The organism is Enterococcus sp. DIV0800 (assembly GCF_050559735.1).
In the GTDB taxonomy this organism is placed as follows: Bacteria; Bacillota; Bacilli; order Lactobacillales; family Enterococcaceae; genus Enterococcus_A; species Enterococcus_A devriesei.
This window is the reverse complement of the sequence record NZ_CP187898.1, coordinates 1,386,236-1,409,257: the sequence shown is the minus strand read 5'-3', so window position 1 is coordinate 1,409,257 and position 23,022 is coordinate 1,386,236. Positions and strand designations below refer to the sequence as shown.

The 23,022-nt window shown below is 41.3% G+C and carries 19 protein-coding genes; 14 read left to right on the top strand and 5 right to left on the bottom strand.

Annotation, left to right across the window (positions count from 1 at the left end; translation table 11 throughout):
* Positions 1–40 precede the first annotated feature (40 nt).
* The 4 genes from nifJ (at position 41) to glmM (ending at position 7,179) form a co-directional block, all read left to right on the top strand.
* Positions 41–3,709 (top strand): pyruvate:ferredoxin (flavodoxin) oxidoreductase, encoded by a 3,669-nt coding sequence (gene nifJ, locus IGI54_RS06790; protein WP_430620255.1) that lies wholly within the window; start codon positions 41–43, stop codon positions 3,707–3,709.
* A 109-nt stretch (positions 3,710–3,818) separates the two neighbouring features.
* Positions 3,819–4,703 (top strand): diadenylate cyclase CdaA, encoded by an 885-nt coding sequence (gene cdaA / locus IGI54_RS06785; protein ID WP_071862788.1) that lies wholly within the window; start codon positions 3,819–3,821, stop codon positions 4,701–4,703.
* Positions 4,700–5,800, top strand: coding sequence for a CdaR family protein (locus IGI54_RS06780; RefSeq protein WP_216428994.1), 1,101 nt, complete (start codon positions 4,700–4,702; stop codon positions 5,798–5,800). Before cdaA ends, IGI54_RS06780 begins: the two co-directional genes overlap by 4 nt.
* 23 nt (positions 5,801–5,823) lie before the next feature.
* Positions 5,824–7,179: a phosphoglucosamine mutase gene (glmM, locus tag IGI54_RS06775; RefSeq protein WP_430620254.1), complete on the top strand. Its 1,356-nt coding sequence runs from the start codon at positions 5,824–5,826 to the stop codon at positions 7,177–7,179.
* A gap of 96 nt (positions 7,180–7,275) precedes the next feature.
* Here the strand turns inward: glmM and glmS are convergent, their stop codons facing one another.
* Positions 7,276–9,084: a glutamine--fructose-6-phosphate transaminase (isomerizing) gene (gene glmS / locus IGI54_RS06770; protein WP_430620253.1), complete on the bottom strand. Its 1,809-nt coding sequence runs from the start codon at positions 9,082–9,084 to the stop codon at positions 7,276–7,278.
* A gap of 459 nt (positions 9,085–9,543) precedes the next feature.
* On the opposite strand from glmS, the gene IGI54_RS06765 reads away from it, so the two are divergent.
* The 7 genes from IGI54_RS06765 (at position 9,544) to yihA (ending at position 15,823) form a co-directional block, all read left to right on the top strand.
* Entirely contained in the window at positions 9,544–9,831 is a 288-nt protein-coding gene (locus tag IGI54_RS06765) for a hypothetical protein (RefSeq protein ID WP_379945570.1), read from the top strand.
* Between the two features lie 15 nt (positions 9,832–9,846).
* Complete coding sequence (gene sppA, locus IGI54_RS06760; RefSeq protein WP_315306511.1) at positions 9,847–10,875, top strand: signal peptide peptidase SppA; 1,029 nt, start codon at positions 9,847–9,849, stop codon at positions 10,873–10,875.
* 14 nt (positions 10,876–10,889) lie between these two features.
* Complete coding sequence (locus tag IGI54_RS06755; protein WP_430621485.1) at positions 10,890–11,423, top strand: RDD family protein; 534 nt, start codon at positions 10,890–10,892, stop codon at positions 11,421–11,423.
* Positions 11,420–12,343, top strand: a complete 924-nt coding sequence (locus IGI54_RS06750) for a tetratricopeptide repeat protein (RefSeq protein ID WP_430620252.1) — start codon at positions 11,420–11,422, stop codon at positions 12,341–12,343. The genes IGI54_RS06755 and IGI54_RS06750 overlap by 4 nt, the downstream gene beginning before the upstream one ends.
* A gap of 103 nt (positions 12,344–12,446) precedes the next feature.
* Positions 12,447–13,730: a trigger factor gene (gene tig / locus IGI54_RS06745; protein WP_071862780.1), complete on the top strand. Its 1,284-nt coding sequence runs from the start codon at positions 12,447–12,449 to the stop codon at positions 13,728–13,730.
* 160 nt (positions 13,731–13,890) lie between these two features.
* Entirely contained in the window at positions 13,891–15,138 is a 1,248-nt protein-coding gene (clpX, locus tag IGI54_RS06740; protein ID WP_430620251.1) for an ATP-dependent Clp protease ATP-binding subunit ClpX, read from the top strand.
* Between the two features lie 100 nt (positions 15,139–15,238).
* On the top strand, positions 15,239–15,823 hold the full coding sequence (yihA, locus tag IGI54_RS06735) for a ribosome biogenesis GTP-binding protein YihA/YsxC (protein WP_216429003.1): 585 nt from the start codon (positions 15,239–15,241) through the stop codon (positions 15,821–15,823).
* Positions 15,824–15,873: 50 nt separating this feature from the next.
* Here yihA and IGI54_RS06730 read toward each other — a convergent pair whose 3' ends face one another.
* Positions 15,874–16,026, bottom strand: a complete 153-nt coding sequence (locus IGI54_RS06730; protein WP_169818953.1) for an SPJ_0845 family protein — start codon at positions 16,024–16,026, stop codon at positions 15,874–15,876.
* Between the two features lie 134 nt (positions 16,027–16,160).
* Between IGI54_RS06730 and IGI54_RS06725 the strand changes: the two genes are divergently transcribed.
* Together IGI54_RS06725 and IGI54_RS06720 are read left to right on the top strand one after the other, a co-directional pair.
* Complete coding sequence (locus tag IGI54_RS06725; RefSeq protein ID WP_430620250.1) at positions 16,161–17,489, top strand: hypothetical protein; 1,329 nt, start codon at positions 16,161–16,163, stop codon at positions 17,487–17,489.
* A 28-nt stretch (positions 17,490–17,517) separates the two neighbouring features.
* Positions 17,518–17,703 (top strand): hypothetical protein, encoded by a 186-nt coding sequence (locus IGI54_RS06720; protein ID WP_071862775.1) that lies wholly within the window; start codon positions 17,518–17,520, stop codon positions 17,701–17,703.
* A 59-nt stretch (positions 17,704–17,762) separates the two neighbouring features.
* On the opposite strand, the gene IGI54_RS06715 is transcribed toward IGI54_RS06720, so the two are convergent.
* The 3 genes from IGI54_RS06715 to IGI54_RS06705 are packed head-to-tail and all read right to left on the bottom strand — an operon-like array spanning position 17,763 to position 21,400.
* Positions 17,763–19,688, bottom strand: coding sequence for a PTS fructose transporter subunit IIABC (locus tag IGI54_RS06715; RefSeq protein WP_430620249.1), 1,926 nt, complete (start codon positions 19,686–19,688; stop codon positions 17,763–17,765).
* Positions 19,689–19,736: 48 nt separating this feature from the next.
* Complete coding sequence (pfkB, locus tag IGI54_RS06710; RefSeq protein WP_071862773.1) at positions 19,737–20,651, bottom strand: 1-phosphofructokinase; 915 nt, start codon at positions 20,649–20,651, stop codon at positions 19,737–19,739.
* On the bottom strand, positions 20,648–21,400 hold the full coding sequence (locus IGI54_RS06705; protein ID WP_430620248.1) for a DeoR/GlpR family DNA-binding transcription regulator: 753 nt from the start codon (positions 21,398–21,400) through the stop codon (positions 20,648–20,650). The genes pfkB and IGI54_RS06705 overlap by 4 nt, the downstream gene beginning before the upstream one ends.
* A 155-nt stretch (positions 21,401–21,555) precedes the next feature.
* On the opposite strand from IGI54_RS06705, the gene IGI54_RS06700 reads away from it, so the two are divergent.
* Positions 21,556–23,016 (top strand): alpha-amylase, encoded by a 1,461-nt coding sequence (locus tag IGI54_RS06700; protein ID WP_430620247.1) that lies wholly within the window; start codon positions 21,556–21,558, stop codon positions 23,014–23,016.
* The last annotated feature ends 6 nt before the right edge of the window (positions 23,017–23,022 follow it).

The window sequence follows — 23,022 nt, the reverse complement described above, 5'->3', positions numbered from 1 at the left end:
GAACAAAAAATCCGCTAAAGATAGAATACGGGGGAGAAACATGCGTAAGAAAAAAACGATGGATGGAAATACAGCTGCGGCGTATATTTCATATGCCTTCACGGAATTAGCCGCCATTTATCCAATTACTCCTAGTTCAACTATGGCTGAACTTGTTGACCAATGGGCGTCACAAGGAAAGAAAAATATATTTGGTCAGCCAGTTTCAATCACAGAGATGCAATCGGAGGCTGGGGCGGCAGGAGTCGTTCACGGAGCTTTAAAAACCGGTGCGTTAACGACGACCTATACAGCGTCACAAGGATTACTATTAATGATTCCCAACATGTATAAAATCGCTGGTGAATTATTACCTGGGGTCTTTCATGTTGCCAGTCGAGCAGTCACAACTAACGCACTAAATATTTTTGGCGATCATGGGGATGTGATGGCCGCTCGTCAAACAGGATTTGCGATGTTACAAGAAAGTAGTGTTCAAGAAGTCATGGACTTGTCAGCGGTGGCACATTTAGCTGCAATCGAAGGCAGCGTACCCTTCATGAACTTTTTTGACGGTTTCCGTACAAGTCACGAGATTCAAAAGGTTGAAGTGCTGGACTATGACGAGTTAGCATCTTTGATCGACCAAGAAAAACTGAAAGCTTTTCGTAAGCGCAGTATGAATCCGAATCATCCGACGATCAGCGGGACCAATCAGAATCCAGATGTCCATTTTCAACAACGGGAAACCGTTAATCGCTATTACGATAAGCTGCCTTCAATTGTTCAAAAATATATGTTTGAAATCAATCAATTACGCGGCACTAATTATGACCTTGTGACTTATTATGGGGCTGAGGATGCGGAAGAAGTCATTGTGGCAATGGGCTCAGTGGCTCAAACGATTGAACAAACGGTGGACTATTTGAATGCTAATGGTCGTAAAGTCGGCTTTTTGAACATTCATTTGTACCGCCCATTTCCAACGGAAAATTTTCTAGAAAAACTTCCTGATTCAGTCAAATCAATCGCGGTATTAGATCGTTCAAAGGAACCAGGTGCTGACGGCGAGCCGTTATTATTAGATATTCAAGGCGTAATGTACGAAGCAGATATTCGTCCGAAAATTATTGGTGGCCGTTTTGGATTAGGGTCAAAAGACGTGACACCGGATCAAATTATTGCCGTTTACGATGAGCTGTTGAAGGACAAACAGCAAGTGAAGAAGCGTTTTACGATCGGGATCGTGGATGATGTCACCCATATGTCACTAGAATCGAAAGGTATCGTGGATTTAACGAATCCAAACACCTTCCAAGCAAAATTCTGGGGGTTTGGTTCTGATGGAACCGTTGGCGCGAACAAATCAGCGATTAAGATCATCGGGGACCATACTGATAAATATGCACAAGGCTATTTTAGTTATGACTCGAAGAAATCTGGTGGACTGACAGTTTCTCATCTCCGGTTTGGCGATACGCCAATCCGCTCGACCTATCTAGTCGAAAGCGCAGATTTTATCGCTTGTCATACACCAGCTTATATCCATACCTATGATTTGTTGAAGGGGTTAAAACCTGGCGGAATTTTCCTAATGAATACAATGTGGAATGACAAGCAGATGGATAAACTATTACCAGCCAAAATGAAACGCTATATCTCGGAAAATGAGATTCAGTTCTATACGATTAATGCGGCGAATTTGGCGATGGAAGTTGGATTGGGTTCACGCATCAATACAGTCATGGAAACAGCATTCTTCAGTTTGACAGGAATTATTCCTTTTGATGAGGTATTAGATATCTTAAAAGCCGAAGCGGATAAAAGCTATCGCCGCAAATCGCTAGAGATCGTCGAAAAAAATATCGCGGCAATCGATCAAACCGTTGAATTATTACATCAAGTACAAATTCCTGAAGCATGGAAAACCGTTGAGATTCCGAAAAAAATCCGTAAGACGCCCGTTTCTCAATATGTTGAGGAAATTGTTGAACCAATGAATTCACAACGTGGCAATGATCTAACAGTCAATGATTTAGTTGCTAACGGTATGACCGACGGGACGATTCCCACGGGAACGACTCAATTTGAAAAACGCGGAGTCGCTTTGGAAGTTCCCCATTGGCTTAGCGATCGCTGTACGATGTGTAATGAGTGTTCCTTTGTCTGTCCACATGCGGCGATTCGTCCGTTTTTAGCAGATGACGAAGAAATGGCTGAAGCGCCGGAAGGCTACATTGTCCGTGAGATGCGTGGAGCAGACGGATTGAAATACCGGATTCAAGTATCGGTGGAAGATTGTACCGGCTGTGGGCTTTGTGTCGAAGCTTGTCCAGCAAAAGGAAAAGCTTTAGTTATGAAGCCTTATGAAGAAGAAAAAGAACAAGCAATCAATTGGGCGTTTTCGATGACGTTGAAACAAAAAGCCAATCCAGCTAAAATGAATTCTGTTTTAGGTTCCCAATTTAATAAGCCATTGTTAGAATTCTCTGGTGCCTGTGCGGGATGTGGTGAAACGCCTTACGTGAAATTAATGACGCAAATGTTTGGTGACCGGATGATGATTGCCAACGCGACGGGCTGTTCTTCGATTTGGGGTGCGGCAGCACCAGTTAGCCCATACACAACCAATGACAAAGGACAAGGGCCTGCTTGGTCCAACTCTTTATTCGAAGACAATGCAGAATATGGCTATGGGATGTTCTTGGCCAACCAAACTCGTCGAAAAGAATTAGCGGATAAAATCAATGATGTCTTAGACCTAGTTTCCGATGAGTTACGTGAATTGATGGAAGACTGGATGGATCACATGTTTGAATCTGAAGGTACGCAGCAACGGGCAACCAAATTAACGGCTGCTCTTGAAACAGAAGGTCTAACAGATGCTAGATTGGCTGATATTTACGACAATCGTGATCTATTTGTCAAAACGAGTCAATGGATGTTTGGTGGCGATGGCTGGGCGTACGATATCGGCTTTGGCGGGATCGATCATATCTTGGCTAGTGGTGCAGATGTTAATATTCTAGTTATGGACAATGAAGTCTATTCTAATACTGGGGGACAAACGTCTAAAGCAACACCAGCATCAGCAATCGCAAAATTCTCGGCTGGCGGGAAGTATCAATCGAAGAAAGATTTAGGAATGATGGCCATGACCTATGGGAATGTTTATGTGGCACAAATTGCCTCAGGCGCGAACCAAATGCAAACCATCAAAGCCTTAGAAGAAGCAGAAAAATTCCCTGGACCGTCATTAATCATCGCCTATACACCATGTATCAATCACGGTTTACGAGGTGGAATGAGTCAAACCTTGCGAGAAGCCAAAGAAGCCGTCGAATCTGGCTATTGGTCTTTATATCGTTACAATCCGGCTCAACGTGAAAAGGGTAAAAATCCAATGACCTTGGATTATAAGAAGCCGAACTTCGAAACGATGATCAGTTTCATGAAACAGCAAGTTCGTTTTTCTGCCTTAGAACGAGTGCAACCGGATGATGCACAACGGTTATACCAAAAGACAGTCAACGATGCGGAGACTCGTTTTTACAACTATGCCCGTTTAGCTGGACAAGAAGAGAAAATCCGTGCGAAGCTTGCTGGGGTTTCAGCAGAAGCTAACACAGCGGTAGCTGAAAAGCCTAAGCGAGAACGGACCGTTGATCCTGAAGCGGAAGCCCGTCGCGCGGCTCGGAGAGCGGCGCGTGCTGAAAAACGAAACAAGTAAATTTATAAGAAGAGTCTTAGCTTGGCTAAGGCTCTTCTTAAATTTTATGCTAGAGCTGTACCACTGTGGTATAATTGTAAAGAATTTTGTATAGAAAGAGAGGTTATCTATGCCTAATCGTCTAATTGAATTATTCAAACCAGAATATTGGCTTAGCTTTTTTTCTGAGAATCTTTCAACTTGGGATATTATCGTCAACCTTTTAGATATATTTGTCGTCTGGTTTTTGATCTATCGTTTGTTTGAATTGGTTCGCGGTACAAAAGCCGTCCAATTGATCAAGGGCGTGGCGATCTTTATTGGTATTCGGATATTGGCGGAACTCATCGGTCTGCATACCTTGTCATGGCTAATGAATCAGATCATTACTTACGGGGTGATCGCGGCCATCGTCATCTTTCAGCCGGAAGTGCGACGTGGCTTGGAGCATTTGGGTCGAAGTTCTTTTTTCAAAACATCGAAAAAGGAAGAGCGTGATGATGAACGAATGATTTTAGCTTTCGACAAAGCAATCCAATACATGTCTAAGCGAAAAATCGGTGCTCTTGTCACAATCCAGCGTTTCACCGGCTTGGAAGAGTACATTGAAACGGGGATTGCCTTAGATGCGGATATTACTGGAGAATTGCTAATCAACATCTTCATTCCTAACACGCCGTTACACGATGGTGCAGTCATTGTGAAAAATGGCAAACTCGCTGTAGCCTCTGCCTATTTGCCGCTGTCAGACAGTATGCTGATCCCAAAAGAATTTGGGACTCGTCATCGTGCTGCAGTAGGTATTAGTGAAGTCAGCGACGCGTTGACTTTTATCGTGTCTGAAGAAACTGGTGGAGTGAGTATTACCTTGAACAATGATTTTCTCCATGATTTGTCACAAGAGGAATACTTGGCTGTCATGCGGCGGGAGTTGTTGCCGGATGAAAAGAGCACTGGCAAAAAGAGTCTCTTACAAACCTTTTTAGAAGGGTTTACTAAAGGAGGCCAAAAATGATTATCAAGTTTAAAAAAGGCAATCTGCCGTATATCTTGATTTCACTGGTGTTTAGTTTGATTCTTTTTTTCAATGTGAATAGCCAAAACGTCAGTCGTTTGATTTCTTCTGAAACGAATTACGAAGAAGCCATTCAAAATGTACCGATCAATGTTTTATATGATTCGGATGAGTATTTTGTTCATGGTTTTTCATCAAATGTCTCAGTCAAATTAAGCGGAGCGAACCGAATCCAATTAAATAAAGAAGTGGACCCTGATACAAGAGACTTTAGTGTGGTAGCTGATTTAACTAAGCTTTCTTCTGGCACTCACGAAGTCCGCTTAAAGACGAAAAATTTAGCAAGTTCACTATTTGCGACGATCGAGCCGGAGACCATTTCGGTAACGATTGAGAAAAGAGAGAAAAAGCAATTCGATGTGTCACCAGTATTAAGCAGTACGACCAGCAACAATGGTTTAAAGATCGGCGAGATGTCAGTGGAACCTGCTAAAGTCGAAATTACTACCGGAGAAAACACGATGAAGGAAATTGATCGTGTGGTGGCATCGGTGGATACGAGCAAGCTTTCCACTGATCAAGAGAGTGTTCAGGCACAGATTCAAGCCTTAAATTCCAGTGGTGAGGCTTTGCCGATTCAATCAGAGCCTCAAAATGTGACGGTCTCATTTGAAATTCAAACCCCAAGTAAAGAGGTTTCACTTTATCCGATCCAAGAAGGACAGCTGCCAGCGGCGGTAGAGAGTGTGAAGATTGATTTGAGCCGAACGAAGGCAACAATAACAGGCTTACAGTCTGCACTTGATCAAATAGACAGTATCGGAGTACCGGTAGATGTTAGTCAAATCCAAGGAACGGTTAAAAAATTAATTGATGTTCCTGTTTCCGATAATTATCAAGTGAATCCAAAAACGGTCAGTGCACAGGTCACACCAGTATTTAAAAACACACAAGAATCAGAATCAAGTAATGCAAATCATTCTAGTTCATCAGAAAAAGAAGATTCAAGCGAAGCAGCCAGTTCTGTGGATTCGACGAGTTCACAATCCAGTACAACAGAATCATCTGCTGAATCGACAACACAATCAACGAATTAGATGAAGAAGGGAAATATAATTTAATGGGTAAATATTTTGGAACAGATGGAGTACGCGGAATCGCGAATAAGGAGTTAACACCGGAATTAGCTTTCAAGTTGGGACGCTGCGGCGGTTATGTTTTAAGCCAACACCAAGAAAGCGAGGGACGGCCACGGGTTTTAGTTGGGCGTGATACTCGAATCTCAGGAGAATTGTTGGAAACAGCATTGATCTCAGGTTTACTTTCAGTAGGGATCGAAGTCTTTCAATTAGGCGTCATTTCAACGCCGGGTGTTGCTTATTTGACACGTTTACAAAAGGCTGCAGCCGGTGTCATGATTTCTGCTTCACACAATCCAGCCGAAGATAACGGCATCAAATTTTTCGGAGCAGATGGTTTTAAATTAGTCGACGAACAAGAAGCGGAAATCGAAGCATTATTAGATGCGGAAGAAGACAAGTTACCACGTCCTTCTGCTGAAGGCTTAGGAACGTTGGATGAATTCCACGAAGGGTTGTTAAAATACTCGCAATTCTTAGTTCAAACCATTTCAGGAGATTTGTCTGGCTTAACAGTCTGTGTAGATGCCGCTAATGGTGCGACTTCAACGAGTGTTAATCGCTTGTTTGCGGATTTAGAAACAGATTTTTATACGATGGGGACTTCACCAAATGGCTTGAATATCAATGACGGTGTTGGTTCAACGCATCCTGAAAAATTAGCAGAAATGGTTGTTGAAAAGGGAGCCGATGTCGGCTTGGCCTTTGATGGAGATGGCGACCGGGTGATTGCAGTAGATGAATTAGGTAATATCGTGGACGGCGACCGGATCATGTTTATTTGTGCGAAATATTTAGCTGAACGTAAACGCTTGAAGAAAGACACCGTTGTGACGACCGTTATGAGTAATCTAGGTTTCCATAAAGCGATCGAAGAAATTGGCTTATCCGACGTCATCACTCAAGTCGGTGACCGTTATGTTGTGGAAGAAATGCGTAAAAATGATTACAATCTTGGTGGCGAACAATCAGGTCACGTATTGTTCTTAGATTACAATACGACTGGTGATGGTATGTTAACAGGCGTTCAATTATTAAATATCATGAAACAAACAGGTAAGAAGCTTTCTGAGCTAGCTGGGGAAGTAACGATTTATCCGCAAAAATTAGTCAATATTCGTGTTAGTGATAAATACGGCGCGATGGATGTTCCCGCAATTAAACAAGCAATCGACGAAGCTGAAGCTGAAATGAATGGCGATGGACGTATCTTGGTTCGTCCTTCTGGAACAGAACCATTGCTACGAGTGATGGCGGAAGCACCGACTGATGAAAAAGTAAACTACTACGTTGAAAAAATCGCGGTGGTCGTTCGTGCAGAAATTGGGCTAGATTAATTAAAGAAGTCCAAATTTATTATTAAGAAGCAAAAACACCTTTTGACAATCCTAAATGAGAATGTCCAAAAGGTGTTTTTTTTGTTTATCGACTGATTATTCAACAGTGACTGATTTTGCTAAGTTACGTGGCTTATCAACATCATAGCCCCGTAATAAGGTTGCGTAATAAGCAATCAATTGTCCAGGAATCACAGAGACTAACGGACGTAAGAATTGATGAACGACGGGTAAAATAATTTGGTCGCCGTCTTTGCTTAATTCTTCAGAAACGATCACTAAGGTGTGAGCTCCGCGACTTTCAACTTCTCGCAGATTTCCTCGTGTATGAGGTGCGGTTACTGCTTCAGTGATAATACCAATCACTGGTGTTCCTTCTTCCACTAAAGCGATCGTTCCGTGCTTCAATTCGCCAGCTGCAAAGCCTTCTGCTTGGATGTAAGAAATTTCTTTCAATTTCAAAGCAACTTCCATTGAAACATAATAGTCTTCGGCACGCCCAATATAAAAGGCGTTGCGAGTGGTTGCTAAATATTCTGCGGCAATTTCTTCAATCATAGCTTTTTCAGCGATCATGACATCCATCGCGTTGGCTGCAATACCCAACTCTTTCGTCAAATCAAAAGATTTAGCGGCTACCACGTCTTTCGCTTCACCAACTGCTTTGGCTAAGACAGTCAAAGCGGCAATTTGCGCTGTATAGGCTTTAGTTGAAGCGACGGCAATCTCTGGTCCAGCGTGTAGAAGCATTGTATAAGTCGCTTCACGAGACAAGGTTGAACCGGCCACATTCGTCACTGTAAGAGAAGGGTAGCCTAATTCATTCGTCTTCACTAATACTTGGCGGCTATCAGCAGTCTCACCACTTTGAGTTAAGTAGATAAAGAATGGTTTCTCTGAAAGCAACGGCATATTATAACCAAATTCACTGGATAGATGGATCTCTACTGGAATGTTGGCTAGACCTTCAATGATTTGCTTGCTGGCCCATCCTGCGTTATTGCTCGTTCCGCAAGCAACGATATAAATTCGATCACTATTTAATAAACTTTGTAATAATTGATCTTCGATAACAACGGTTCCTGTTTCATCAGTGTATTCACTGATGATCCGTCGCATCGTAGCGGGTTGTTCATCAATTTCTTTTAGCATGTAATAAGGATAGGTTCCTTTTTCCATGTCAGAAAGATCGATTTTCGCTTCATAAGGTGCACGTTGGATTTCGTTGCCTGTTTGGTCTTCGATTTCAACATGGTCTTTAGTTACGATAACCATTTCGCCATCATTAATCTCAACGAATTGGTTAGTTTGTTCCAGCATCGCCATCGCGTCGCTACAGACAACGTTGAAGCCGTCGCCTAATCCAATCAATAACGGACTTTTGTTTTTCGCAACATAGATAGTCTCACGATCTTCTTTGTCGATCAAGCCAAAGGCATAAGAGCCATGAATCTCCGCTAATGCTTTACGGAAGGCTTCTTTGGTCGAAAGACCTTTTTCAGCAAAGTATTCTACTAAGTGAACTGCGATTTCTGTATCGGTCTCACCGTAAAAGGTATCTTCTGCTAAAAAATTGGCTTTCAAATCATCATAGTTTTCAATCACACCATTATGAACTAAGACGAAACGTTTGCTTTGTGAAGTATGGGGATGAGCATTTTCTTCGCTTGGTTCGCCGTGGGTTGCCCAGCGTGTATGACCGATCCCAATTGTGCCGTGGACATCTGCGCTAATCTTGTCCGCTAATTCTTTGATCCGTCCTTGTGATTTGATTAAATAGTCATTCTGTTGATCTGCTACGAAGATTCCAGCAGAGTCATATCCGCGATACTCCAGTTTTTCTAATCCATTCACTAAAATATTAGTTGCTTGTTCATTGCCTACAATTCCTACGATTCCACACATAATGTCTTCCTACTTTCCTATCATTATATGTTTCCGATCTGTCTGACCATTTTTTTGTTTTTTTATAAAAGTTTTGTAATGATCTGTAGAGCACAGCTGCCCTGAAGCCACCCGCCGAATATTTCGATAAGCTTCTTCCTCGTCACCTCTATCAAAGGTCTGGCGCTATCTCATTGGTGTAGCTGAGATTTTTTTGTTTTAACATCGGAAACAATGAATAATATAATATAAACTCGTCGTCTAGTCAAATATTTTTTTATTTTTTAAAAATTGGTATATATGTAATTTGCGAAAAAACAGTTAGCAAAACAAAAAAACTTTCTGCGTTTCATCTATTGAGAGAATAAGGTAAAATGAGGAGGTACCCTTCTAAGGGGATTTTTTATCGAAAGCGTTTAGTGAGGAGACGTGGAATTTGAACGAGTAATTTCTTCACAGATTTGATAAGGAGGAAACAGCATGAATCAACCAGAAAATTTAACCGTCGGCCAGCTCCGTCAATTTTTAGCCCAGCTGAATGACAACCCAGAAATTAATGATGAAACGAAAATATTTTTAGATACAGGTTGGGATAGTATCCAAGAGATTACCCCGGATGCCTTAAGTATCGAGGAAGCGCAATCCTTTAAAATCGAAGATCCCTTGACCCATGAGCTTTTCGGCGGCTATTCTTTATTAGAAAAAGCAGAAAAGATGAAGGGTGAGGGTCCTATCGAAAAAGTGTTGGTCATTCGAAATCTATATTAATAAGGGGGAAATCAAATGAATAAGAGACGTTGGGTTGCAGTTGGGATTGCGGTAGTACTTCTGGTATTTTCCGTAGTATCTTCGACGCTTAGCCGAAAAGCTGAGGACAAAAAAGAGTTGAGCCAAGTAAACGAACTATTATATGGCACGAATGAGCCTCAGGAAAAAACAGAAGTCGATGGCTCCAGCAAAGAAAAAATCGTCAAGTTAGTGGTAGAAGGAACGATTATCAACGACGGTACCAGTGGCTTATTTTCAAGTGGTGGTTACAATCACGAGGCATTTATGAAACAACTGGCAAAAATCAAAAAAGATGATACGGTGAAAGGAATTTTGCTAGAAATCAATTCACCTGGTGGAGCTGTTTATGAGACGGCAGAGATTACCCGAGCATTGAAGGCGTTACAACAGGACAAGAAGATTCCAATCTATGCGTCAATGGAGAGTCAGGCAGCTAGCGGCGGGTACTATATCGCAGCAAATTCTGACCGAATCTTTGCGACCGAGGATACTATGACCGGCTCAATCGGTGTGATTATGTCTAGTATGAATTATTCTGGCTTGATGGAAAAGCTCGGCATTACGGATGCAACGATCAAAAGTGGTGCGTTAAAAGATATTGGCTCGGCTTCCCGTCCTCAAACAAAGGAAGACAAAGAAGTGCTGCAAGCGTTTGTTGATAGCATGTATGGTCGTTTTGTTAAAACAGTGGCTGAAGGTCGCAAAATGAATGAAGCAGATGTTCGTAAACTAGCGGATGGTCGGATTTATGATGGTGCTCAAGCGGTGGAAAATGGTTTAGTTGATGCGATTGGCTATCCCGACCAAGCGTTGAAAGCATTACAAAAAGATCATGGGTTAAGTGGTGCGAAAGTGATTACCTATACTAGTGGATCAACCAATTTCATGAATACTTGGCTAGGCAATAGCTTGGCAGAACTCCAAGGAATCAAACCAAAACAAGAAGATTTAGTAAGGAATATTGTTGAAAGTGTCGGCACTCCACAAGCTCCTAAAGCGATGTATCTTTATGGAGGTGAATAAAGATGACTGAAGAAATGACACACCGACCAGCGGTAGGTCCCGTCCAACAATTATTAAAAAAACCAAAGCAAGGGCCAGTCTTCAACCATTATCCTGATTATTTTTATAGTGGCTTTTGGATTCGTTTTTTTGCTTATTTGATTGATCTGCTTTGTATCTCGGCTATCACCGGCATTTTGTTAGGGTTGCCGGCAAATCTGCTAGGTTGGAATAAAAGTACAGATTTAATAAGTATTTATGGCATTTCGGCGTTAGTCATTTACTTAGCGTATTTTATTTTATTGACGAAATTAAATCATGGTCAAACAATCGGCAAAATGATTTTTGGTATCCGAGTGGTTTGCTTTACCGAAGCCGTGCTTAGTTGGAAAACTGTGTTGGTGCGGGAAGGCGCCTGCCGTTTCATTCTACGAGGATCATTTTTTATGTTAGGTTATTTAGTAGCAATTTTTACACCGAACAAGCAACACCTCGGGGATTATTTCTCCGATACAAGTGTTGTGACGATAAATTTAGTAACAGCTAGAGAGGATTTTTCAGAAGCATGAAGCCGATCGATTTTCCAAATAAAGATCACTATTATTTAACCTTGGCCGAAGAAGCTTTTTCTACCGGAGACTACGTAACGGCATTAGAAAATTATAAGCTGGCTTATGAAGAAGCGCCGTCGATCAAGCTGAACCATTTGATTGCTAGTCTAGCATTGGAGCAGGGGAATTTTACGGAGGCGCTAGAATATGCTGGTGACGAACAAGATAGCTATCTAGAAACCCTAGAGACGCTGGATCTATATTTACAGATTCAACTTTATACACACAATTTTTTCGCAGCCCGCGAATTTTTATGGCGGGCACAAAAAAATAAAATGCTCACCGAGGAACAGCAAAATCTTTGGAACCTGCGAATCGACGATCAAGAGGATTTTTATCAAAAGCAGCAGCAAGCGGCGATCAAAAGTTTGGAGACTGAATTAATCAAGTTGCCGGAATTGTCCTCGATGGAGCAGTTGCAATTAGTACGAAAGGTCAAGGCCTTATCTGAAGAACGTTTGAAAAGCTGGGCAGAAAAATGGATGCTTGATCCCAATGTTGCCCCGCTCGTTCGCAGCTATCTGTTTGAAAATTTAGGACGTGTTGGCGTAATCGAAAAAGTTCGCTATTTGACTATTCAAGATGAGATTGTTGAACTTTCGCCAGCCGAGACCGCTTTTGATGATAGCTTGCAGCAAGAGATTGAAGCTCGTTTGACGAACCGCTTAGAGGATAACGACCCGATTCTTTTGGCAAATTTATTGGAGCAGTTGAAACTGGAGATGGCCTTTTTGTATCCTTTACAATACTCTTTTATGAAGCCAGATGCGTGGGCGGAAAGTTATTTAGCGGAATATTCAGGCAGCCTTGCGGAGTTAGATGAACAGGTGGAAGCGATTCGGCAAAAAATTAGACAAACGATGTTTGATTATCATTAAAAAATGCCGAGAGCAAAAGCTTTATATTTACAATTAAGAACCAGTAGTGTACTATTTAAAGGTATGCAAAATGCAAGTATATTAGTATTCGGAGGGAACAAACGTGACTGCAAATTTTGAAAAAACAGGCACCAATGATGGTGTGTTAACTTTCTCGATTGAACAAGCAGAAATTCAAAAGGGATTAACAAATGCATTCAACAAAGTAAAGAAAAATCTTAATGTACCTGGCTTCCGTAAAGGAAAAGTATCTCGCCAAGTATTTAACCGGATGTACGGTGAAGAAGCATTGTATGAAGATGCATTAAACGATGTATTACCAGTTGCTTATGAAGCAGCGGTTAAAGAAGCAGGTATCGATCCAGTTTCTCAACCAAAAATCGATGTAGACAGCATGGAAAAAGGCGAAGCTTGGGTTATTAAAGCTGAAGTAACAGTGAAACCTGAAGTGAAACTAGGCGACTACAAAGAACTTGAAGTTCCTAAACAAGAAGTGGAAGTATCTGAAGAAGACGTGGATGCACGTGTGAAATCAGAACAAGAGGCGCAAGCAGAATTAGTTATCAAAGAAGATGAAGCTGCTGAAAACGGCGATACAACTGTAATCGATTTTGAAGGCTTCGTTGGTGACGAACCATTTGAAGGCGGCAAAGGCGAAAACTACTCACTTGAACTAGGTTCAGGCTCATTTATCCCTGGCTTTGAAGAACAATTAGTTGGTCACAAAGCTGGCGAAAGCTTAGACGTAACTGTCACTTTCCCAGAAGATTACCAAGCGGAAGATCTTGCTGGTAAAGAAGCGGTCTTTAAAGTAACAATTCACGAAGTAAAAGCTAAAGAACTTCCTGAATTAGACGATGATTTTGCAAAAGACGTTGACGAAGAAGTAAATTCTTTAGACGAATTAAAAGCCAAATACCGTGACGAATTAACAAAACAAAAAGCGGAAGCAGCGAAAGAAGCAAAAGACGAAGCAGCTATCAAACAAGCTGTTGATAATGCGGAAATCGTTGAATTACCACACGTAATGGTTCACGATGAAGTGCACCGTTCAATGGATGAATTCTTAAACAACATGCAACGTCAAGGAATCTCACCAGAAATGTACTATCAATTAACTGGTTCGACAGAAGAAGACTTGCATACTCAATTTGAAGGCGAAGCTGAAGGCCGCGTGAAAACGAACTTGGTAATGGAAGCAATCGTTGAAGCAGAAAAAATTGAAGCATCTAAAGAAGATGTGGAAAAAGAAATCAATGAATTAGCTGAAATGTATCAAATGCCTAAAGAACAAATCAGCCGCGTTCTAACGGAAGACATGCTAGAACATGATATTAAAATGAAAAAAGCTGTTGAATTAGTAACCGGAACAGCTGTTGAAAAATAAGTTTTTGCTAAGAGCGCCCTTTTAAAAGGGTGCTTTTTTTTCTTTAGAAATCCTTTCTATTTGTTCTTGGTTTCTTTGTCTTTTTGAGGCTTTGTGGTATTATAGATAAAGACTGCAATCGTGGAAACACTTGTAGAGAAAGAAACAAGAGGTGACAGCTATGTATGAAAGCACAGGCGCAGGTGAGACAGTTCGCTGTTCATTTTGCGGCAAGACCCAAGAAGAAGTAAAAAAAGTTGTTGCGGGTCCCGGAGTATACATCTGTAATGAATGTATCGACCTTTGTAAAGAGATTATCGACGAAGAGTTCCACGAAGAAGCGATTCGTGAATTTATCGATGTACCGAAACCAAAAGAACTATTAGATGTTTTAAATCAATATGTCATCGGACAGGATCGAGCGAAAAAAGCTTTGTCAGTCGCGGTATATAACCATTACAAACGGGTGAATACTGAAAACGATGGAACCGATGAAGTTGAATTGCAAAAAAGTAATATTTGTTTAATCGGACCAACTGGTTCTGGTAAAACGTTCTTAGCTCAAACATTAGCTCGGACTTTGAACGTTCCATTCGCAATTGCCGATGCGACAAGTTTGACGGAAGCTGGTTATGTAGGGGAAGATGTTGAGAATATCCTCTTAAAATTACTACAATCAGCAGATTATAATGTTGAGCGTGCGGAAAAGGGAATTATCTATATCGACGAAATTGATAAGATTACTCGTAAAAGCGAGAATGTCTCAATCACTCGTGATGTTTCCGGTGAAGGTGTTCAACAAGCATTATTGAAGATTCTTGAAGGAACCGTTGCGAGCGTGCCGCCTCAAGGTGGACGGAAGCATCCACATCAAGAGTTTATCCAAATCGATACAACGAATATTTTATTCATTGTTGGTGGTGCCTTTGATGGGATTGAAACAATCGTCAAGAACCGTTTAGGTGAAAAGACGATCGGTTTCGGAACAAATAACAAAAAAGTCGATGAGGATGAAAGCATCATGCAACAAATCATCTCAGAAGATTTGTTGAAATTTGGTTTAATTCCAGAATTCATTGGACGGTTACCTGTCACAACCGCTTTGGAAAAATTAACGACTGAAGATTTAGTTCATATTTTGACTGAACCTAAAAATGCGTTAGTCAAGCAATATCAAAAATTACTTTCTTACGATGAAACGGAGTTATCTTTTGATCCAGACGCCTTGAATGCCATTGCAGACAAAGCAATTGCAAGGAATACTGGGGCACGTGGACTGCGCTCCATTATTGAGGATGTCATGATGGATGTTATGTTCGATATTCCTTCTGACGAAACAATCGCTAAAGTCGTTGTTACGAAAGATTCAGTCGAGGGTTCTGGTAAACCAGTGATTGAATACCAAACGGACGAAAAAAAAGCCGGTTAGTAGGCGAATCCGAAAGTAAAAGTTGCAACACCAAAATAGATGTATGAAAGGAGCTGCGACAGATTCGTGTCCCAGCTCCTTTTTTGAAAGGCGTGAAAGAATGAAAGTTCATAATGCAGAGATCGTAATTAGTGCGGTCTCGCCCAAACAGTATCCAGAAACAGATTTACCTGAAATCGCGTTGGCTGGACGTTCCAATGTTGGCAAATCTTCCTTCATCAATACTTTAATTGATCGTAAAAATCTTGCACGGACTTCTGGCAAACCCGGCAAAACTCAAACGCTAAATTTTTATCTGATTGAAAATGCTTTACATTTTGTCGACGTACCTGGCTATGGGTATGCCAAAGTTTCCAAAACGGAGCGGGCAAAATGGGGCGAGATGATCGAGACCTATATCACTAGCCGGAAACAACTGAGAGCCGTTGTTTCTCTAGTTGACGTTCGTCATGATCCTAGTAAAGAAGATATTCAGATGTACGAATTTCTGAAATACTATGGTATTCCAGTGATCGTCGTAGCGACGAAGGCCGATAAGATTCCTCGCGGAAAATGGAACAAGCACACTAGCGCCATTAAGAAAAAATTGGATTTTGATCCAAGCGACACCTTCATCCTTTTTTCTTCTGAAACAAAGCAAGGCAAAGAAGAGGCTTGGCAAGCAATTGAAGCCGCAATCAAATAAAAAACTGCAGCCTGCGTTTAAGCAAAGGCTACAGTTTCAAGGGATCAGCTTTAGGCTTGATCCTTTTTTTTGTCTGTGTCGTCGTTCTTTGGTTTTAAAAATTTTTGAATGTCCGCATCTTTCTTGACTTCTTTATCAGGATCAACCGCAAACGATTCAAAAAGCTTGTCCAAATCATCGGCTCTTTCGAATTTTAAACCCATCTGAACACCTCCGCTTTATTTTTACCATAATTCATTCTAGTATACAATTTTTTGAAAACTTAATGGTCAATTTCTTAGTGATTTTTAAATCTTTAAGATATAATTAAAATAGAGAAAGAAGAAAGGGGAAGGCAATGACAAAACAGCAAAAATTGTATGGCGTCAGCCAGCTTTGCGATTTAAAGCAATCTGATATTCAGTCACACTTAGCTGACTGGTTGATTATGAGTCGTTTATTGCTGGAACCAGATGAAATGTCGATCAACGGCTCTGAACAAGCATTTGACTATCAAGAATTGCAACAAGTCGTTGAGAATTTTGGTATGGAGGAGGATTTTTGGCTTCAAATAAAAAATCCTGAAGAAGAAACGACGATTCATTTACTGGGTGATACTCTTTTTGAAAAGTCGATCATCCGAGAAAAAACCTTTTATTATTGGGAAACGGTTTATTTGGATTATTTAAAGGCACGTTTGATTCAGCACGGTTTATTCGCCTACCTGCGTTCGTATGACGAGTATTTATATCATAACACTAGTGAGCTAGTAAAACGTCGTTCCTTTGAGTCCGCGGAAGAAACACAGGCGTTACCAAAAATGAAAGGGCTTAATGGCGATGTAGTGGTGGATTGTAATAATTTTCCAGGCTATGATGTTTTTTATAAAGGGGTTTGTCTAACGTCTTGCTGGTGGCTGTTTCTAGGAGAGTCCTATAAAAAATTATTTGCGAAGCCGTTATTGTTGGAGGTCCAGCAAGTTGAAAAAGTGGGTGAACTTGGCGGCGGCGTCTTTTTTGAATTATACAAGGACCCATTCCAGTGGCAGGAAGAACCTAATCTAAGATTTCAGCAACTGTTTCGTGATCAATTAGGGATTTCGCAACTGTCTTATACGAACGGAATTGGATTGTTGAAGCAGCCGTACATTGAATTTGCGTTTGAAGATACAGTCATTCAAACGGTTCAGTATCAAAATGAACAGTTTCAACCAACTGAAAAAAATCGAGCTTCCTATTTTGTTACACGCACCTATAATTTTTTAACTAATCAATACCGGGTGAATCGAATGAAAGGCGGGCTAAATGCACTCGCTTATTTTCCTTGGATCGATGATGAAAGTGAACGTATGATGAACTATCATATTTTATATCCTGAATTGACGTTAGACAAAGGCTTAGCGGCTTTTGAGTATTATATTCGGGATTCAATCGAATTCAAGATTCAGGACGCCCGTTACAAAGACTACACAGCTGTTTTACAATTGTTTATTCCTAAAAAAGCCTTTTTGGATTTTCCTTTGGAAGATTTGAAGGCAGCGTTAAACGATATGACGATCCATCAAGTCAGCCGGAAAAATGATTCTTTAACATTTTCATTAGAAAAAGAAGCAAAGCATTTGATTGTGTCATTTATTGATCAAAAAAAAGTGTCGGCTAAAAATCAATTGGACATACTGGAGATTTAACACTTAACACAAAAAGGAGAGGTTAGTTATGAATCTAAGATATATTAAGATTATGGGTAGTTGCTTATTAGTCGTTGGAATGATTTTTGGATTGCCACTTGCATCATTAGAAATCCCTTTGTCAATCGCAGTGTTCTTTATCGGAATGATTCTTTTTTCAATTGAACCTAAACCTCAGCCTGTCCGTGTTCGCAGAAAAGATCGCTGGTTATAAATGATAGGGAAGAAAAAAACCACTTTCGAAAATTTTCGAAAGTGGTTTTTTGTTTGCAACTATTTCGCAACGGGCTTTTTCACTAAGCCATAAATGACTCCTGAAACGATCGCGCCAATCGCGATGAAGACTAGATAAAGTAGTGGATGGCTCAGTAATAAAACTACGAAGATTCCGCCGTGTGGCGCCAATAATTTGATACCAACCGCTCCAACTAAGCCGCCGGCTAAAGCTGAACCTACGACGAAACTTGGAATGACCCGAATAGGATCGGCTGCCGCAAATGGGATCGCCCCTTCGGTCACGAAGGATAAGCCCATGACAATGTTGGTCAAGCCTGCGTCCACTTGGTCTTTTTCGAATTTATTTTTGAACAGACGAGTAGCGACAAAGATTGCTAATGGAGGAACCATCCCGCCGGCCATAACTGCCGCCATAACGATTGATCCGCCTTGAGCGACACTTGAAGCAAGTGTTGCGGTACCGAAGACGTAGGCCGCTTTGTTGATTGGACCACCTAAGTCAACCGCCATCATTCCACCAAGTAAAGCACCAAGTAAGATCGCATTTGATCCGCTAAGGCCAGTCAAGAAACCATTTAATGCATCGTTGATCGCTTTCATAGGGATATTAACTAACAGCATCAAGAAGCCGGTGATCAATAATCCAAAGAAAGGATAGAATAGAATTGCTTTGATTCCTTCAAGTGATTTAGGCAAGTTCTTAAACAATTTCTTCAAGAAGATGATGACATACCCAGCGATAAAACCACCAAGTAATGCGCCTAAGAAACCAGCGCCGCCAGTATTAGCTAAAGCACCAGCTGCAAACCCAACGATCAAACCAGGACGGTCAGCGATACTTGAAGCGATGAATCCTGCTAAAACAGGAAGCATGAAACCGAAGGCTGCGCCACCGATTTGGTTGAACCAGCTAGCAGCTTGGTTGTAATTTCCCAAATTAGCAAGTTCTGAATGGGGGACACCCATAAATTGGTCGATCATGAATGACAATGCGATCATGATCCCGCCACCGATAACGAATGGCAACATATGAGAAACGCCGTTCATTAAATCTTTATAGATCCGTTGTCCCATGGTTCCGTTGTCGCTTTTTTCTTCATCAGTTGAAGAACTGTCACCATCGCCATGATAGATCGGAGCACCTCCGCTTAAGGCTAAGTTGATCAATTCTTCTGGTTTGCGGATACCGTCGCTAACTGGACGATTGACTAATTCTTTGCCGCTGAAACGATTCATTTCAACTTTTTTATCCGCCGCAACGATGACGCCATCTGCGCGTGCGATATCTTCAGCGGTTAGGCGATGTTTGATTCCTTCAGAGCCGTTAGTTTCGACTTTGATGTCGACGCCCATTTCTTTTGCTTTTTTCTTTAATGCGTCCTCCGCCATATAGGTGTGAGCGATACCGGTAGGGCAGGCTGTCACAGCTACAAGATAGCGACGATTTTCATCCGTGATACTTTCTAAAGCGGCGGCTTGTTCTTCCGCTTTTTCTTCTGCTTCTTTGGCCTTTTCAGCCGTATCAAAAGTTTCTTGAACTTGTTCAGGTGTTTCTGCTGATTTTAATTTCGCAACAAAATCAGGATCAATCAATAGTCTTGAAAGAGCGGCTAATGCTTGTAAGTGAGTATCGTTCGCACCTTCTGGAGCAGCGATCATGAAGAAAAGGTAAGTAGGTTGACCGTCTAATGATTCATAATCGACGCCCGCTTTACTTTTTGCAAATAAAACCGTCGCTTCCTTAACCGCGCTATTTTTTGCGTGGGGCATTGCGATGCCGTCGCCTAAGCCGGTTGAAGTTTGCGCTTCCCGATTTAAAATTCCTTCTTTATAAACCTCAATGTCAGAAATGCGGCCAGCGTCGTACATCTTTTGAACCATTTCATCGATCGCGGCTTTTTTAGTCGTTGCCTGCAAATCCATGATCATGGCTTCTTTGATCAATAAATCTTTAATATGCATGGTAGTCCCTCCATTTTTTTACTTTTTAACAGAAGCAGCGAGAGCAAACTATTTTACTTTTGTGATCTCAACTTCTGGTAATAATTCTTGAATAAAATCAGCAGTGGCTAAATCATCTGAAAAGGTTGTAGCACTGCCGCACGCTACGCCCCATTTGAACGCTTCGACTGGGTCTTTCGTTTTCGTATAGTTACCGACAAAACCTGCAATCATTGAATCGCCAGCTCCAACAGAGTTTTTAACGTTTCGTTTAAGCACATTGGAGCGATAGATGCCGTCCTTCGTAAATAACAACGCGCCGTCACCGGCCATTGAAACTAATGCGTGTTGTGCACCTTCGTCTAGCAAACGTTGACCGAAGGGATAGATTGCTTCAACGGAGTCAAAGGAGGTTTGGTATAAATCAGCCAATTCATGATTATTTGGTTTGACCAGTAGCGGTGCTTGTTCTAAAGCATCCATTAAATCTGCGCCGGTGGTATCAATCACGAATGAAGCGCCTTGGGCTTTGACGATTTCGATCAATTCTTGATAAAAGCCAGTAGGAACACTGGCTGGCTTGCTGCCAGAAAGAACGACGATGTCATCAGCGTTAAGGTTGGTTAAGACTTTTTTCAATTCAGCCATTTCTTCAGGAGAAACAGCAGGGCCTTGACCATTGATTTCAGTTTCTTGGTCGGCTTTTAGCTTGATATTAATCCGGGTGTCGTCAGCAACGGTGGTGAAATTTGTTTTGATGGCTTCTTTGGTCATCCAATTTTCAATAAACGATCCAGTAAATCCGCCAAGAAAACCTAAGGCAGTGGAGTCGTTATTGATGCGTTTCAAGATTCTTGAAACATTGATGCCTTTACCACCGGGTAATTTTAAGTCATTTTTCATTCGATTGACATCGCCGATCGTTAATTGGTCGACATGCACAATATAATCAATCGAAGGATTTAATGTCACTGTATAGATCATACAGAAACCTCCTTTAAGATAGTTTGTTCTGTGATTTGATCATGGATAACCAAAGGACAGGTATCGGTGAGGATTGAAGCTGCCGGCAATGGAGCGACACTGACAAAGCTCGTTTGATTGAACTTGCTATGATCGACTAAAATAAAAGCTTTTTCAGATTGCTTGATGGCTGCTCTTTTTAAAATGGCTTCTTCTGCATCTGGTGTTGAGTAGCCGCTATCCAAATGGACGCCATTCATACCCATGAAGGCTTTGTTGAAACGATATTGTTTTAATTGTTCCAACGCTTGCGATCCTACAACGGCATCAGTAGTCAATTTAATACGGCCGCCTAAAACAATCGTTGCGATTTGCGCTTCTACTAAACGGGCGGCTAGTCCAACGGAGTTCGTGACGACGGTGACGGTTTTATTTTTCAAAAAAGGGATCATCTCAGAGGTAGTCGTTCCGGCATCAAGATAGATCACATCGCCTTCAGCAATTTGTTCAGCGGCATATTGTGCAATCAACTGTTTTTGCTGAACGTTTTTGGACGATTTTTCAAACATTCCTAACTCTTGCTCGAGATGTTGGGGGCGCTTGGCCCCGCCGTGAACACGCTCTAAAATTCCTAATTCTTCTAACTCGTGTAAATCTCGCCGTACGGTGGATTCTGAAGAGTCTAACCACTGAATTAACTCTTGTGATTTCACGACTCCGTCACGCTCTAACCATTCGATTATTTTTTTGTGTCGTTCTTCTGTAAGCATTTTCAATCCTCCTTCAATGATATAGTAACATAGTAAATTTAATAATTCAACCACAAACATCCAAAAACGTTCAAAATCATTTATCGATAATTTGCAGGTCATCTTATTTTGAAGGATCGTTCACATTCTGTATGATAGATATAGAGGTGAAGGTTATGGAAAAACAAACAATTTTACAAGGATTTGAATGGTATCTTCCTGCTGATGGCACACATTGGAAAACACTCGCCGAAAAAGCAGAAGAATTACGTCACTTTGGTATTAACGCAATCTGGATGCCGCCTGCTTATAAAGGATCAGAAGGGGCTAATGATGTTGGCTACGGGACTTATGATCTTTATGATCTAGGTGAGTTTGATCAAAAGGGTAGCGTTAAAACCAAGTATGGAACAAAAGATGAGTATTTAAGCAGTATTGCTGCATTGAAAAAAGCTGGGCTAAAAATTTATGCCGATATTGTTTTTGATCATTTCATGGGTGCGGATGAAACGGAGATTGTTTCGGCAGTTTCTTATCACTTCGACGATCGAACAAAACCAACTTCCGGCGAAGAAGAAATTGAAGCGTGGACTAAATTTACTTTCCCTGGACGTCAGGGAAAATACAATGAGTATCAATGGACGTGGAGAAATTTCTCTGGTGTCGATTATGACGCACGGGAAAAAGACCACGCGATCTTTAATTTTGCCGATAAAGGCTGGGAGCCAAAAGTCGATGATGAAAATGGCAATTTTGATTATTTGATGGGCTGTAACCTGGACATGGAAAATCCTGAAACAGTCGAACAGCTAGACAAATGGGGCAAATGGTATCAAGAATTAACCGGTGTCGATGGCTATCGTTTGGATGCGGTGAAACACATTCGCTTTGATTTATTTGTTGATTGGATCTTGCATCGCCGGGAAGAAAAGGATTCTGATCTGTTTGTGGTTGGTGAATATTGGTCGGATGAATTAGAAAAGTTGCAAGAGTATTTAGATTCATCTGGCAATTTGATTTCACTTTTTGATGTACCACTGCACTTTAATTTATTTCAAGCGGCTTCAACGATGGGTAATTTTGATATGCGACAAATCTTTGCCGGGACTTTGATTGAGACACGACCGGATTGGGCAGTGACCTTCGTCGATAATCATGATACGCAACAAGGGCAAAGTTTGGAGTCATGGGTGGAAGGTTGGTTCAAGCTTCAAGCCTACAGTCTGATTCTCCTACGCAACGAAGGAACGCCGGTGATTTTTTGGGGAGATCTTTACGGAACCGAAAATGCTGAGGCAGTCGGCGACGGTTTAAATGCGTTGATTAAGCTGCGTGAAGAATTGATTTTTGGCAGCCAAGCTGATTATTTTGATGATCCTGATGTTATTGGCTGGACGTGTACCGGTGATTTTGATCAAAAGGATTCTGGTATGGCAGTCATCATGACCAATGCTGGTGGTGGTGAAAAAGAGATGACCGTCAGCGCGATTCATGAAGGCGAGATCTTTGTCGATCTGTTAGGAAATAATGAAGCAAAAATCACATTAGATGAGAATGGACAAGGAACATTCCCCGTTAATGACGGTCAAGTTTCAGTCTATGTAAATGAAAAAATGGCACAAAAAATAAGAGGTTGAGCTCAG

Bases quoted from the DNA above. Each gene is read 5' to 3' on its own strand.
- clpX (WP_430620251.1), top strand. From the start codon at position 13,891: ATGTATGAAAGCACAGGCGCAGGTGAGACAGTTCGCTGTTCATTTTGC.
- IGI54_RS06730 (WP_169818953.1), bottom strand. From the start codon at position 16,026: ATGGGTTTAAAATTCGAAAGAGCCGATGATTTGGACAAGCTTTTTGAA.
- IGI54_RS06780 (WP_216428994.1), top strand. From the start codon at position 4,700: ATGATTATCAAGTTTAAAAAAGGCAATCTGCCGTATATCTTGATTTCA.
- IGI54_RS06705 (WP_430620248.1), bottom strand. From the start codon at position 21,400: ATGCTTACAGAAGAACGACACAAAAAAATAATCGAATGGTTAGAGCGT.
- sppA (WP_315306511.1), top strand. From the start codon at position 9,847: ATGAATAAGAGACGTTGGGTTGCAGTTGGGATTGCGGTAGTACTTCTG.
- IGI54_RS06715 (WP_430620249.1), bottom strand. From the start codon at position 19,688: ATGCATATTAAAGATTTATTGATCAAAGAAGCCATGATCATGGATTTG.
- pfkB (WP_071862773.1), bottom strand. From the start codon at position 20,651: ATGATCTATACAGTGACATTAAATCCTTCGATTGATTATATTGTGCAT.
- IGI54_RS06750 (WP_430620252.1), top strand. From the start codon at position 11,420: ATGAAGCCGATCGATTTTCCAAATAAAGATCACTATTATTTAACCTTG.
- IGI54_RS06755 (WP_430621485.1), top strand. From the start codon at position 10,890: ATGACACACCGACCAGCGGTAGGTCCCGTCCAACAATTATTAAAAAAA.
- IGI54_RS06720 (WP_071862775.1), top strand. From the start codon at position 17,518: ATGAATCTAAGATATATTAAGATTATGGGTAGTTGCTTATTAGTCGTT.
- yihA (WP_216429003.1), top strand. From the start codon at position 15,239: ATGAAAGTTCATAATGCAGAGATCGTAATTAGTGCGGTCTCGCCCAAA.
- glmS (WP_430620253.1), bottom strand. From the start codon at position 9,084: ATGTGTGGAATCGTAGGAATTGTAGGCAATGAACAAGCAACTAATATT.
- glmM (WP_430620254.1), top strand. From the start codon at position 5,824: ATGGGTAAATATTTTGGAACAGATGGAGTACGCGGAATCGCGAATAAG.
- IGI54_RS06700 (WP_430620247.1), top strand. From the start codon at position 21,556: ATGGAAAAACAAACAATTTTACAAGGATTTGAATGGTATCTTCCTGCT.
- nifJ (WP_430620255.1), top strand. From the start codon at position 41: ATGCGTAAGAAAAAAACGATGGATGGAAATACAGCTGCGGCGTATATT.
- IGI54_RS06765 (WP_379945570.1), top strand. From the start codon at position 9,544: ATGAATCAACCAGAAAATTTAACCGTCGGCCAGCTCCGTCAATTTTTA.
- IGI54_RS06725 (WP_430620250.1), top strand. From the start codon at position 16,161: ATGACAAAACAGCAAAAATTGTATGGCGTCAGCCAGCTTTGCGATTTA.
- cdaA (WP_071862788.1), top strand. From the start codon at position 3,819: ATGCCTAATCGTCTAATTGAATTATTCAAACCAGAATATTGGCTTAGC.